We start from the raw sequence: 13,020 nt of genomic DNA on the forward strand, positions 1-13,020 counted from the left end.
CGTCAAGCGGCAATAAACACGCATCGTCGCCTTGAAGCGGCGGGCTAAAAAATCTGTGAGGAGCTACACCATGCAACCGTCTCAACCCGGCGGGCGCCAGCCTGCGCGCGCGGCCACCGCCGCCTTTGTCGGCACCATGATCGAGTGGTACGACTTCTACATCTACGCCACCGCTGCTGCGCTCGTGTTTGGGCCGCTGTTCTTTCCGGGTGGCGATCCGTTCCTGAGCACGCTCGCTTCGTTCGGCACGTTTGCCGTGGGCTTTTTCGCACGGCCCCTTGGCGGCATCGTGTTCGGCCACTGGGGCGACCGCATCGGCCGCAAGAAAGCCCTGATGATCACGCTCACGATGATGGGCCTGGCGACCATCGGTATCGGGCTGCTGCCGACACATGCCACCGCTGGCGCACTTGCGCCGGTGCTGCTGGTGCTGCTGCGCGTGGTGCAGGGCATTGCGGTCGGTGGAGAATGGGGCGGCGCGGTGCTGATGGCGGGCGAACACGCGCCCAAGGGCCGCCGCACGTTCTTCGCATCGTTTGCGCAACTCGGCAGCCCGGCCGGGTTGATTCTTTCGCTGCTGGCTTTCCGCCTTGTCACGTCGATGGACAAGGAAGCGTTCATGGACTGGGGCTGGCGTCTGCCATTCCTCGCCAGCGCGGTGCTGCTGCTCGTGGGCGTGGCGATCCGCCTGGGCGTGAACGAGTCGCCCGAGTTTGCGCAGGTGCAGGCGCAGCGCAAGACGGCCAAGCTGCCAATCGCCGAAGTCTGGCGCACAGCTCGCGTGCCGGTGCTGCTGTGCATTGGCGCCAACACCATCGGCATTGCGGGTGTGTACTTCACCAACACGTTCATGATCGCGTACACGACGCAGTATCTGTCGCTGTCGAAAACGCTGATTCTCGATTGCCTCTTTGTGGTGGCGTTCATCCAGTTTCTCGCGCAGCCGCTGGCGGCATGGCTGGCGGAGAAACTTGGCGGCGCACGCTTCCTCAAGCTGATGGCACTGCTGGCAATGGCATCGCCGTATCCAATGTTCCTGCTGGTGCAGACGCGCCAGGCGCCGCTGATGGTGCTGGGCATTGCGCTGGCCGTGGTGTGCATGGCGAGCTTCTACTCGGTCATTGCAGGCTTCGTGTCCGGCGTCTTCGAAACGCGCGTGCGGTATTCCGCGATATCGCTGTCATACCAGGTGTGCGGCGCGGTGGCGGGCGGGCTCACGCCGCTGGTCGGCACCATCCTCGCGCAGCGCTTCCATGGCGAATGGTGGCCGCTGGCGGTGTTCTACACGCTGCTCGCCGGCATCTCGCTGGTGTGCATTGCCGCCATCGATGTGCGCCAGCGCGGTCGTGCAACTGCCGGCGAGGCAGTCGGCGCATAACAGTCTCCCCACCCTTGTTTCACCCATGCTGACGTTCTTTCACCCTGAACAGCTTCTGCACCATCCGCAGAGCTACTACTCGCGCGGCAAGATGCGCACGCCGCAGGAAGTGCCGGAGCGCGCGCTGAATCTGCTGCAGGCGGCGCGCGACCTCGGCTTTACCATTGCCCGCCCCGAAGACCACGGCATCGCGCCGCTCACCGCCGTGCATGGCGAGCCCTATCTGCGCTTCCTGCAGGACGCCCATGCCGACTGGCAGCGCCTGCCCGAAGACTGGGGCGACGAGGTCATGTCCAACATCTTCGTGCGCGAACCCAATGCGCTGCGCGGCGTGCTGGCCCAGGCCGCGCGCTATCTGGCAGACGGCAGTTGCCCAGTCGGCAAGAACACATGGCGATCGGCGTATTGGTCGGCACAGAGCGCAGCAGCCGGCGCGCAAGCCATCCTCCATGGCGAGCGCACGGCCTACGCGCTGTGCCGCCCGCCCGGCCACCATGCGCGCCGCGAGGCAGCCGGCGGCTTCTGCTACCTGAACAACGCCGCAATTGCCGCACAGGCGCTGCGGGGCAAATTCAAACGCGTCGCCATCCTCGACACCGACATGCATCACGGCCAGGGCATCCAGGAGATTTTCTACGACCGTGCCGACGTGCTGTACGTCTCCATTCATGGCGATCCGACCAACTTCTATCCGGTGGTTGCCGGCTTTGATGACGAGCGCGGCACGGGCGACGGGGTGGGCCTGAACGTGAACCTGCCGATGCCGCATCGCTCGCCGGAATCGGTGTTCTTCGACAAGCTCGGCGATGCGATTGCCGCACTCGAGCGCTTCCAGCCCGATGCGCTGGTGCTCTCGCTCGGCTTCGACATCTATCGCGAAGACCCGCAATCGCAGGTGGATGTTTCGACGCAGGGGTTCGGCCGGCTTGGCCAGGCCGTTGGCGCGATCGGGCTGCCGACGCTGGTCGTCCAGGAAGGCGGCTATCACCTGCCTACCCTTGCACAGAACGCCGCCGCATTCTTCGGCGGCCTGACATCGCTCCATCGGCCAGCCGGCTGACCCGCCCAGGTCACCACAGGGGAGGCGCAAACCTCGCTCCAGTTTTTCGATGTTTGCGCCCACTCACTTTTAAAGCCACGTGTTTCATACGTTGGCTTGGCCACCGTCTCCTCTCTAGAGTGCCCGCTCGAATTGGGCGCTTGGCGTTTTCAAACGTCTGTTCCTAACATGCCCGGGCAACCCCATACACATGTTTGAATCGTACGTTCGAGCGCTGCACTGCAGCAATCGAGCCCGATATCAGGCCTAAAAAAACGAGGTAGGAGACATGGGACGTCCTGGAGCAGGAGACACCAAGGGCCGCATTCTGGAAGCCACCGAACTGCTGTTCATCGAGTTCGGCTACGAGGCGATGTCGTTGCGGCAGATCACGGCGCGCGCCAAGGTCAATCTGGCCGCGGTCAACTATCACTTCGGCAGCAAGGAAGCGTTGATGCAGTCGGTGCTGGGGCGCCGGCTTGACCCGCTCAATACGCGCCGGCTAGCGCTGCTGACCGCGTGCGAAGAACGCTGGACCAAGGAACAACTGACGTGCGACCACGTGCTCGGCGCGCTGTTTGTGCCGGCGCTGCAGATGGCGCGCAACCCCGACACCGGCGGCCCTGCGTTCCTGCGCCTGATGGGGCGCGTGTATTCCGACACCTCACCGTTCGTGCAGAACTACCTGCTCGGTCACTACGCGCTGGTGTTCGATCGCTTCTTCGAAGCCTTTTCGCGTGCGCTGCCGCACCTGCCGCGCGCAGAACTGGGCTGGCGCCTGCACTTTGCGCTCAAGGCGCTTGCCGGGGTGCTGGCCGGCGACGACCTCAACAACCTGCTTCCGCTGTTCACGCAGGGCAAAACGATGAACGATGCCTCGCTGCTGGCACGCCTGACGGCGCTGGTGGTGGCCACGCTCAACGCTCCCCTGCCCGGCGAGGCCGGTGCGCTCGATCAGGTGGTCGAACTGGCCGAAGCCCAGGTGCCCACGCCCGTCGCGCAAGCGGACGATGCCGCCAATGGCAACGACAGCGGCAACGGCGGTTCAGGGCGCCACGCCGGGCACGGCAACGGCCGCAGCGCAGAACGCAGCCCGACGCACACCACTGCCTCACCCTTTGCCGGTGACCTGTTCGGCCGCACACCCGCCGCTCGCGCAAGCGCCGAGGACGCCGCAGACGACCACGACGATCTCGGCGCCGATGCACACGACGATCATCACAGCGATGACAGCGATGGCGATGGCCCCGCGCCCTCCGCGCGCACCCGGGCATTGGCCGTTCGCCGCAGCAATGCGGCTCGCGCAATCTTCCCGGCCAATCCGATGCGCCCTTGGCGCAGCCCTAACGCCTGACAACCCAGGCCCGGCCCCGATCTCCCGTGTGCGGGCACGGGAGTCGCTCGGGCATTCGGCAGGTGCCGCCCATGTTCAAGACATCCGGCACATAGACGCATCGAATGGAGACCCTCATGACGACGATCTGGATCGTCCTGCTTTGCATCGGCGTGCTCGGGCTCGCCAGCATCGAAGCCTCGGCATTCGCCTGGCTGGTCGCAACCGCTGTGTGGCTGGTGGCGGGAGCCTGGCTGGGCCTGGTCGGCCCCGTGATGACCACGGTACTCGCCATCGTCTTTGTGCTGCCGGCGCTGGTGCTCGCGCTCAAGCCGCTTCGCCGCGCGCTCATCACACGTCCCGTGCTGGCGATGTTCCGCAAGATCATGCCGGAGATGTCGCAAACGGAGCGCGACGCCATTGAAGCGGGCACCGTCTGGTGGGATGCCGAACTGTTTTCCGGCCGGCCCAACTGGTCGCGATTGCTGTATTCGCCGCCGCCGGGCCTGTCGGCGGAAGAGCAATCTTTCCTCGACGTCGAGACCGAAAAGCTCTGCGACTTGGCCAACGATTGGGAAAGCACGCAGATCTGGCAGGACCTGTCGCCCGAGGCGTGGGCCTACGCGAAGCGTGCCGGCTTCCTCGGCATGATCATCCCGAAGGAATACGGCGGCAAAGGCTTCTCGGCATACGCGCATTCACAGGTCATCATGAAGCTGTCGACGCGCTGCTCTGCCGCAGCCGTGTCGGTCATGGTGCCGAACTCGCTGGGCCCCGCTGAGCTGCTTCTGCACTACGGCACCGAAGCGCAGAAAAACCACTACCTGCCGCGCCTCGCACGCGGCGAAGAAATTCCCTGCTTTGCGTTGACCAACGCGTATGCCGGCTCCGATGCCGCGGCCATTCCCGACGTGGGCGTGGTCTGCCGCGGCGTGCACGAAGGCCGCGAAACGCTGGGCTTTCGCGTGACATGGAGCAAGCGCTACATCACGCTCGGCCCCATCGCTACGGTGTTGGGGCTGGCCTTCCGCGCGGTCGATCCGGATGGCTTGCTCGGTAGCGACAAGGAGCCCGGCATTACCTGCGCGCTCATTCCGACGAAGCATCCGGGCGTGAACACCGGGCGTCGCCATTGGCCGCTCAACGCCGTGTTCCAGAACGGCCCCAACTGGGGCAAGGACGTGTTCATTCCCATCGACTGGGTGATCGGCGGCCAGGCGCAGGTCGGCCGCGGCTGGCGCATGCTGATGGAGTGCCTGGCAGCGGGCCGTGCGATCTCGCTGCCGTCGTCCAACGTGGGCATGGCCAAGCTGGCTGTGCGCAGCACCGGCGCGTATGCCGCTGTGCGCCGCCAGTTCCGTACGCCTATCGGGAAGTTCGAGGGCATCCAGGAAGCGCTCGGCCGCATGGGCGGCAACCTGTACATGATGGATGCGGCTCGGCGCCTGTCCGCGCTGGCCGTAGACCTGGGCGAGAAGCCTTCGGTCATCTCCGCCATTGCCAAATACCACGTCACCGAACGTGCGCGCGATGTGGTGACCGATGCGATGGATATCGTCGGCGGCAAAGGCATCTGCATGGGGCCGAACAACTTCCTGGCGCGTGCGTATCAGCAGGTGCCGATCGCCATCACGGTGGAAGGCGCGAACATCATGACGCGCTGCCTGATCATCTTCGGGCAGGGCGTGATTCGCTGCCACCCGTATGTGCTGCGCGAGATGACGGCCGCGCAAGGCAGCGATTCCCCCGAGACCCTGCGTGCGTTCGACACGGCGCTGTTCGGCCATGGTGCGTTCATCGCGGGCAACCTGGTGCGCTCGCTGCTGCATGCGCTCACGGGCGGCCGCGTGGCAAGCGCGCCGGACAATGCGGCGCCGGAAATGCAGCGCTATTACCGCGCCGTCAACCGCTTCTCGACTGCGTTGGCGCTGCTCTCCGATGTGTCGATGTTCACGCTGGGCGGCACGCTCAAGCGCCGCGAGAGCATCACGGGGCGGTTGGGCGACATCCTCTCGCAGATGTACCTGATCTCTTCCACGCTCAAGCGCTTTGAGGATGAGGGCCGCCCCTCCGAGGACGCGCCGCTCGTGCATTGGTCGGTGCAGGACGCGCTGGTGAAGGCGCACGATGCGCTGGACGGCGTGCTGGCCAACTTTCCGAACGCGGGCATCGCAGCGCTGCTGCGTGCGCTGATCTTCCCGTTCGGGACGCCGTATCGGAAGCCGTCGGATGCGCTGGCCGCGCAGGTCGCCGAGTTGATGCAAACGCCGGGCGCCGTGCGCGATCGCCTGTTGGCCGACTCGTACTGCCCAACGCCCGAAGTCGACCCGATCGCCTATGGCGAAGCGGCGTTCCGCCTGCAACCCGCGGTGGACGCGATCGAGCAACGCTTGAAGCCGGCCATCCGCGCTGGCAAGCTGCCGCCGGTGCCACAAAGCCTGCCCGACTTCGAAGCCTGGACCGCGCAAGCCGTCGCACAGAACCTCATCGACGAGGACGAACGCAAGCAATTGTGCGACTACGCGCGCTACGGTGAGCACGCAGTCGCCGTGGACGACTTCCCGCCCGACTTCAACCTGATGGCCGACCTGCAGCGCCGCAAGGATGCGCTCGATGCGCTGCAGGCCGCCGAGCGCCGCGCAGCCTGATGGCCCGGGCCTGATCAACGACAACAACAACGATGCAAGACAAGTACCTCGATTTCGTCGGTTCCGGTTTCGGCAAGTGGCTGTCGGCCAACCTTGGCCTGCCGCAGCCGGTGCCGTTGCGCCGTTATGTGCCGGGGGAACCGGAATTTGTCGGGCCGTTCCTGATGGGCGCGGCGCCGGGCGGCTCCATGCGCGAGACGCTCGCCGCGCTGTTTGCCGAGACCGGCGTACCCACGCGTTTTCATGAAAGCGATCCGGAATGGCTCGGCGCCGCCAACCGGCACGGGCAGATCACGGGCCGCTTTGTCGCGCCCACGGGCAAGGACGGCGACGCGTTTGACCGCATTGGCGGCATCGTCTTCGATGCCACGGGCATTGCGACGGTCGACGGGCTCGATGCGCTGTATCACGTGTTCCACGATGGCGTCCGGGCCATCGGCCGTTGTGGGCGCGTGGTCGTGATCGGCCGTCCGCCGGAAGACTGCAAGACGCCGGAGGCAGCGATCGCGCAGCGCGCACTGGAAGGGCTCACGCGCTCGCTGGGCAAGGAAGTCAGGCGCGGCTGCACAGCGCAGCTCGTCTACGTGGCAGAGGGTGCGGAAAACGTAGCCGCGTCGACGCTGCGTTTTCTGCTGTCGGCGCGCTCGGCGTATGTATCGGGGCAAGTGGTGCGCGTGCATCGCGCCGCAGCGGTGCCGGTGGATTGGCAGAAACCGTTGGCCGGGCGCACCGCGCTGGTGACAGGCGCCTCGCGCGGCATCGGTGCAGCCATTGCGCACGTGCTGGCACGAGATGGCGCACGCGTGCTATGCCTGGACGTGCCCGCCGCACAGGAAGCACTGAACGCCGTCGCCCAGGAAATCGGCGGTGAAGCAATGACCTACGACATTGCCGCACCGGAAACGCCCGCCCTGCTCGCGCAGCAACTTGCTGCATTGGGCGGCATCGACATCCTCGTGCACAACGCCGGCATCACGCGCGACAAGACCATCGCCCGCATGACCGAACCCGCTTGGCGCAGTGTGCTGGATATCAACCTCACCGCGCAGTTGCACATCAACGACGCGCTGCTTGCGGCCAATGCGCTGCTTGCGGGGGGCGCCATCGTGTGTGTGTCGTCCATCAGCGGCATTGCGGGCAACCTGGGGCAGACCAACTATGCGACGTCCAAGGCTGGCGTGATCGGCCTCGTGCAGGCTGGCGCACCGTTGCTGGCAGAACGCGGGATCACCATCAACGCCGTTGCGCCGGGCTTTATCGAGACGCAGATGACAGCGGCCGTGCCGTTTGCCATCCGTGAAGCCGGCCGCCGCATGAACGCGATGAGCCAAGGCGGTCAGCCGGTCGACGTGGCCGAGACGATTGCGTGGTTCGCCAACCCCGCGTCGAACGGCGTAACAGGCAACATCGTGCGCGTGTGCGGGCAAAGCCTGCTCGGAGCCTGAGGCGACCATGCGCTCGCTCGCCCTGCCCCTTCCGATGATCGCCACCCAGACGCTGGTGACCGAGCCGCCGTCGCCGGGTGCACTGGCCTGGCGCGCGCTGCTGTCGCAACGCAAAGGCAAGCGCGGCGGCCCGCTGCCGCGCCACACCCTGGTACGGCAGGAAGTGCCGCTCGAAGCGGAACACATCGCCCAGTACGCAACGGTGTGCGGATTCTCGCCCGCGCATGGCGTGCCGATGACGTATCCGCATCTTCTGGGCTTTCCGCTGCAACTCATGCTGATGACGGAATCGGCGTTTCCCTATCCGGTGATTGGCCTGGTGCACCTGTGCAACACGATCCGCCAGCACCAGCCTCTGCAGGCTGGCGAGCGCGTGCGCGTGGAAGTACGCCCCCGCCGGTTGTTCCACCATGCACGGGGGCAGGCGTTCGCTATTGAGACGGCCGTCATCAGGGGCCGTGCGGTGATATGGGAATCGCTTTCCACCTACCTGCGCGTAGGGGTGTCTTCTCCGCAGGGCGCACCGTTGATCGCGCTGCCAAATGCGCAGGAGTTGTCGCCCATCGGCCACTGGGATGTGCCTGCCGATACCGGCCGACGCTACGCCGGTGTGTCGGGCGACTGGAACCCCATCCACGTATCCAACATCGGCGCGAAGCTGTTCGGCTTCGCGCACCCCATTGCCCACGGCATGTGGACGAAGGCGCGTGCGCTGGCCGCCCTGCTGCCGGCGGCACCGCTCACCCAGGGCGAAGTGGTAGCCGAGTTCAAAACGCCGCTATCCCTGCCAGGCGCAGCGACGCTGTGGCAAGGCAACGAAGCCGCTCCCGGCCGCGCGTTTGAAGTGCGCAACGCCACGGGCGACAAACCTTATCTGCGCGGCATGCTGACGCTGCCGCAAGCACCACAAGAAAACACGGGAGACTGAATTCATGCTCGTCAACGCGCAGGTGCGCCGCGTCGCCATCCTCGGGGGTAACCGCATTCCGTTCGCGCGCTCGAACACGGCCTACGCCACGGCATCGAACCAGCAGATGCTGACCGCCGCACTGCAGGGCCTGATCGACCGCTTCAACCTCCACGGCCAGCGCCTGGATGAAGTCGTGGCCGGCGCCGTCATCAAGCACGCGCGCGATTTCAACCTGACGCGTGAAACGGTGCTCTCAACCACGCTTGCCAAGCAGACACCCGCGTACGACATCCAGCAGGCATGCGGCACGGGGCTGGAAGCCGCCATCCTCGTCGCCAACAAGATCGCGCTGGGGCAGATCGACGTGGGTATTGCCGGCGGCACGGATACCACCTCCGATGCGCCTGTTGGGCTCAACGAGAAGATGCGCAAGATTCTGCTGGAGGCCAATCGCGCCAAGTCCACCGGCGCGCGCGTCAAAGCGCTGGCCGGCCTGCGGCCATCAATGTTCGTGCGTCCGCTGCTGCCGCGCAACAGCGAGCCGCGCACCGGCCTGTCGATGGGCGAACATTGCGAACTGATGGCCAAGCGCTGGGGCATCCGCCGCGAAGACCAGGATGCGCTGGCCCTGCGCAGCCACCACAACCTCACGGCCGCCTACGAGCGCGGTTTCTTCACCGACCTGATGACCGCGCACCTGGGGCTTGATCGCGACAACAACCTGCGCAGCAACCTGACCCTCGAGCAACTGGCGAAGCTGCAGCCGGTGTTTGACCGCAGCGCGGCCGGCACCATGACCGCCGGCAATTCCACGCCGCTCACCGATGGCGCATCGTGCGTGCTGCTTGCCAGCGAAGACTGGGCACGCGCGCACAACCTGCCCGTGCTCGCCTACATGACCTGCGCGGATACGGCTGCCGTCGATTTCTTCAGCGGCACGCCGGAGCAGAACGAAGGGCTCTTGATGGCGCCTGCCTATGCCGTCTCGCGCATGCTGCAACGCGCGGGGCTCACGCTGCAGGATTTCGATTACTACGAGATCCACGAAGCCTTTGCCGCGCAAGTCCTGTGCACGCTTGCGGCCTGGGAATCGCCCGAATACTGCCGCGAAAAACTGGGCCGCAGCGCCCCGATGGGCAGCATCGACCGCAGCAAGCTGAACGTGAATGGCAGCTCGCTCGGCACGGGCCATCCCTTTGCCGCCACGGGCGGGCGCATTGTCGCGACGCTGGCCAAAATGCTGGCGCAGCGCGGCAGCGGACGCGGGCTGGTGTCGATCTGCGCTGCGGGCGGACAAGGCGTCGTTGCCATTCTGGAGCGCCCCGAAACGATCTCGCACTAAACCGCTCGGGCCGAATAACGGGAACGGCCTGGGTCTATCAAGATTCAAAAACCCGCGCGGCACATAACAAAACCACGCCGCGTCTTTCATGGACGGAGACACCATGAACACCGTTGCCGACCGCAACAGCCTTACCGACCGCATCTGGCTGAAGTCGTACCCCGAGGGCGTGCCCGCCGAAATCAACCCTGATCGCTATCACTCGCTGGCCGAGGTGTTTCGTGAATCGGTGGAGAAGTACCGCACGCGCGTCGCCTACGTGAGTGTCGGCACCGAGATGACCTACGACGAATGCGAACGCCAGGCCAAGCAGTTTGCGGCATGGCTGCAATCGCGCGGCGTGAAGAAGGGCGACCGCGTGGCGATCATGCTACCCAACAGCCTGCAGTACCCCGTGTGCCTGTTCGGCACGCTGCTGGCCGGCGCCATCGTCGTCAACGTCAACCCGCTGTACACGGTGCCGGAGCTGGCGCACCAGTTGCGCGATTCCGGCGCGCAGACAATCGTCGTGCTGGAGAACTTCGCGCGCACGCTGGAGCAGGCGCTGCCCGGCAGCCAGATCCGCAACATCGTCATCACCGGCATTGGCGACCTGATGGGCGGTGGGCTCAACCTCAAGGGCCGCGCGCTGAACTTCGTGATGCGCCACGTGCAGAAGCAGGTTCCGCCGTACAAGCTGCCCTCGCCGGTCTGGCTGCGCGATGCGCTGGCCGGAGGCGCCTCACGCGCGATGCAACCGGTGCAACTGGCGCCGGAAGACATCGCCTTCCTGCAATACACCGGCGGCACCACGGGCGTGGCCAAGGGCGCGATGCTCACGCACCGCAACATCATCGCCAACCTGCTGCAGGCGGAGGAGTGGTCCAAGAGCATGCTCAACGGCGGCGTGGAAACCAACGTCACGCTGCTGCCGCTGTATCACATCTTCTCGCTCACGGTGAACCTGCTGATGTTCATGACGCTGGGCGGGCGCAATATCCTGATCGCCAATCCGCGTGACACCAAGCGCGTGATCTTCATCCTGCGCAACGAGCGCTTCTCGGGCATTGCCGGTGTGAATACGCTGTTCAATGCGCTGCTGGAAGACCCCGACTTCGCCAAGCGCGATTTCTCGGCCATGAAGATCACCATCGGTGGTGGCATGGCAGTGCAGCGCGCGATTGCGCAGCGCTGGAAAGAGGTGACAGGCCATACCATCGTTGAAGGCTACGGGCTGACGGAGTGCTCGCCGGTCGTGTCGATGAACCCACCGCACGTGACCGAATTCAGCGGCACGATCGGGCTGCCCGCGCCATCCACCGAAGTGCGCTTCAAGCGCGACGACGGCACGATCGCGCCGCTGGGTGAGCCCGGCGAACTGCAGGTGCGTGGGCCCCAAGTCATGCGCGGCTACTGGCAACGCCCGGAAGAAACCGCCAAGTCCATCGACGCTGAAGGCTGGTTCTCGACCGGCGACATCGGCGTGATGGACGCCAACGGCTACATCCGCCTGATCGACCGCAAGAAGGACATGATCCTGGTCTCGGGTTTCAACGTGTACCCGAACGAGATCGAAGACGTGGTGGCGCTGCACCCCGAAGTACTGGAGGTGGCGGCGATTGGCGTGCCCGACCCGGTGGCCGGCGAACGCGTGAAGATCATCGTGGTGCCGCGCACCGGCGCACTGACCGAGCCCGCGCTGCTCGAACACTGCCGCGCCCATCTGACCGGCTACAAGATGCCGCGCATCGTCGAGTTCCGCCACGAAGAGTTGCCCAAGTCGACGGTAGGCAAGATCCTGCGCCGCGAGCTGCGCGATGCCGATCCGGACATCAAGCGCGCCCGCGCGCACGCGCAGCAATAACAACAACACCGGAGACTCATATGCGCTTGCGTACCCTCGCCCTGGCCACGGTGCTGGCAGGCTCCGCACACGCCTGGGCCCAGCCTGCCACGTCGGATGCTTCCCCACCTGCGGCAGCCGCACCAACGGCTACATCGCAATCGGCGGCCATTGGCAGCTTTGCCGCCATGGACATCGCCAGGCAGACGGCTTGGCTCGGCAGCCAGGTCCACGCCAACGCGTTCGCGGGCTGGTCTGACGAAGATGTCCTCGCCATGGCGCAAGCCATGAAGCCCGAAACGCTGGTGCGCTGGCTCAAGGGCGAAGTGGCCAAGCTGCCCGAATATGAATACCGCATGCGCCGCCAGGAACGCGTGAAAGACCAGTGGCAGAGCCAGCCGGCACTCATGCTCATCCGTTACCGCAACGCACCGCGCCAGGTCTACGCGCGCTGGCTCAAGGGCGGGGCGCACGCCGGTCAGGAGATCATCTACGACGAAACCGTGCGCAAGGACGAGATGTACGGCCACCTGGGCGGGCTCGTCGGTTTCGTGTCGATCTGGAGTGCGCTGGATGGCTCGCTGGCCAGATCACAGTCGAACCACACGGCGCGGGAGCTTGGGCTGCAGTTCATCGTCGATACGCTCGAACGCGACGGACGTGCCCACGTGGCAGCCGGCGGCAGCGGCAAGTTCAGTGAAGCCAAAATGGTGACCGAAGACGGTGAGCGCATGCTGCGGCTGACCTGGGATGCGCCAAGCGGACCGCCCACGTTCTACGCCAAGCGCGTGCGCCTGTACTTCGACCTCAAAAACCCGTGGGTGCGCATTGAAGAAGCGTGGGATGAATCGGGCAATCAGGTCGAGAAAATCGTCATTGAGAGCGTGACGCGCAAGACCTGGAACGACCAGACTTTCAACCCTAAAAATCCGGAATACAAATTTTAGACAGCAGCCCGGAGACCGTTGTGGGCCAAGGCTCCGCCGACCGGTGGAGAGTATGAAACGAGACTAGGGGAAACCCCTTGTTGCGTGCGTACACGCTAGAGGAAAACTTCGATCATCGCAGCGCAACCGAACAAAAGCGCTGCGTTATGCTGCGGA

9 protein-coding genes are annotated in these 13,020 nt (G+C 65.3%); all 9 read left to right on the forward strand.

The annotated features are described in order from the left end of the window. Nucleotides 1–70: 70 nt before the first annotated feature. Complete coding sequence (locus ACTJK6_RS06545; protein WP_260803039.1) at nt 71–1,378, forward strand: MFS transporter; 1,308 nt, start codon at nt 71–73, stop codon at nt 1,376–1,378. Between the two features lie 25 nt (nt 1,379–1,403). Next, nucleotides 1,404–2,438, forward strand: a complete 1,035-nt coding sequence (locus tag ACTJK6_RS06550; protein ID WP_440838572.1) for a histone deacetylase family protein — start codon at nt 1,404–1,406, stop codon at nt 2,436–2,438. Between the two features lie 268 nt (nt 2,439–2,706). Next, entirely contained in the window at nt 2,707–3,771 is a 1,065-nt protein-coding gene (locus ACTJK6_RS06555; RefSeq protein ID WP_343620799.1) for a TetR/AcrR family transcriptional regulator, read from the forward strand. A gap of 116 nt (nt 3,772–3,887) precedes the next feature. Then, a complete protein-coding gene (locus tag ACTJK6_RS06560; RefSeq protein ID WP_440838573.1) occupies nt 3,888–6,398 on the forward strand; it encodes an acyl-CoA dehydrogenase in 2,511 nt (836 codons plus the stop codon). Between the two features lie 32 nt (nt 6,399–6,430). Continuing rightward, complete coding sequence (locus ACTJK6_RS06565) at nt 6,431–7,843, forward strand: 3-oxoacyl-ACP reductase (RefSeq protein WP_440838574.1); 1,413 nt, start codon at nt 6,431–6,433, stop codon at nt 7,841–7,843. A gap of 7 nt (nt 7,844–7,850) precedes the next feature. Further along, nucleotides 7,851–8,771 (forward strand): MaoC/PaaZ C-terminal domain-containing protein, encoded by a 921-nt coding sequence (locus tag ACTJK6_RS06570; RefSeq protein ID WP_260780196.1) that lies wholly within the window; start codon nt 7,851–7,853, stop codon nt 8,769–8,771. A gap of 4 nt (nt 8,772–8,775) precedes the next feature. Further along, complete coding sequence (locus tag ACTJK6_RS06575) at nt 8,776–10,095, forward strand: acetyl-CoA C-acetyltransferase (protein WP_440838575.1); 1,320 nt, start codon at nt 8,776–8,778, stop codon at nt 10,093–10,095. A 103-nt stretch (nt 10,096–10,198) separates the two neighbouring features. Then, nucleotides 10,199–11,938, forward strand: coding sequence for an AMP-binding protein (locus ACTJK6_RS06580; RefSeq protein WP_440838576.1), 1,740 nt, complete (start codon nt 10,199–10,201; stop codon nt 11,936–11,938). Between the two features lie 20 nt (nt 11,939–11,958). Beyond that, nucleotides 11,959–12,864, forward strand: coding sequence for a DUF1571 domain-containing protein (locus ACTJK6_RS06585; protein ID WP_440838577.1), 906 nt, complete (start codon nt 11,959–11,961; stop codon nt 12,862–12,864). Nucleotides 12,865–13,020: the final 156 nt, after the last annotated feature.

The sequence above is a fragment of the Ralstonia sp. 22086 genome (assembly GCF_052045975.1).
In the GTDB taxonomy this organism is placed as follows: domain Bacteria; phylum Pseudomonadota; class Gammaproteobacteria; order Burkholderiales; family Burkholderiaceae; genus Ralstonia; species Ralstonia wenshanensis.

Bases quoted from the DNA above. Each gene is read 5' to 3' on its own strand.
- ACTJK6_RS06545 (WP_260803039.1), top strand. From the start codon at position 71: ATGCAACCGTCTCAACCCGGCGGGCGCCAGCCTGCGCGCGCGGCCACC.
- ACTJK6_RS06550 (WP_440838572.1), top strand. From the start codon at position 1,404: ATGCTGACGTTCTTTCACCCTGAACAGCTTCTGCACCATCCGCAGAGC.
- ACTJK6_RS06555 (WP_343620799.1), top strand. From the start codon at position 2,707: ATGGGACGTCCTGGAGCAGGAGACACCAAGGGCCGCATTCTGGAAGCC.
- ACTJK6_RS06560 (WP_440838573.1), top strand. From the start codon at position 3,888: ATGACGACGATCTGGATCGTCCTGCTTTGCATCGGCGTGCTCGGGCTC.
- ACTJK6_RS06565 (WP_440838574.1), top strand. From the start codon at position 6,431: ATGCAAGACAAGTACCTCGATTTCGTCGGTTCCGGTTTCGGCAAGTGG.
- ACTJK6_RS06570 (WP_260780196.1), top strand. From the start codon at position 7,851: ATGCGCTCGCTCGCCCTGCCCCTTCCGATGATCGCCACCCAGACGCTG.
- ACTJK6_RS06575 (WP_440838575.1), top strand. From the start codon at position 8,776: ATGCTCGTCAACGCGCAGGTGCGCCGCGTCGCCATCCTCGGGGGTAAC.
- ACTJK6_RS06580 (WP_440838576.1), top strand. From the start codon at position 10,199: ATGAACACCGTTGCCGACCGCAACAGCCTTACCGACCGCATCTGGCTG.
- ACTJK6_RS06585 (WP_440838577.1), top strand. From the start codon at position 11,959: ATGCGCTTGCGTACCCTCGCCCTGGCCACGGTGCTGGCAGGCTCCGCA.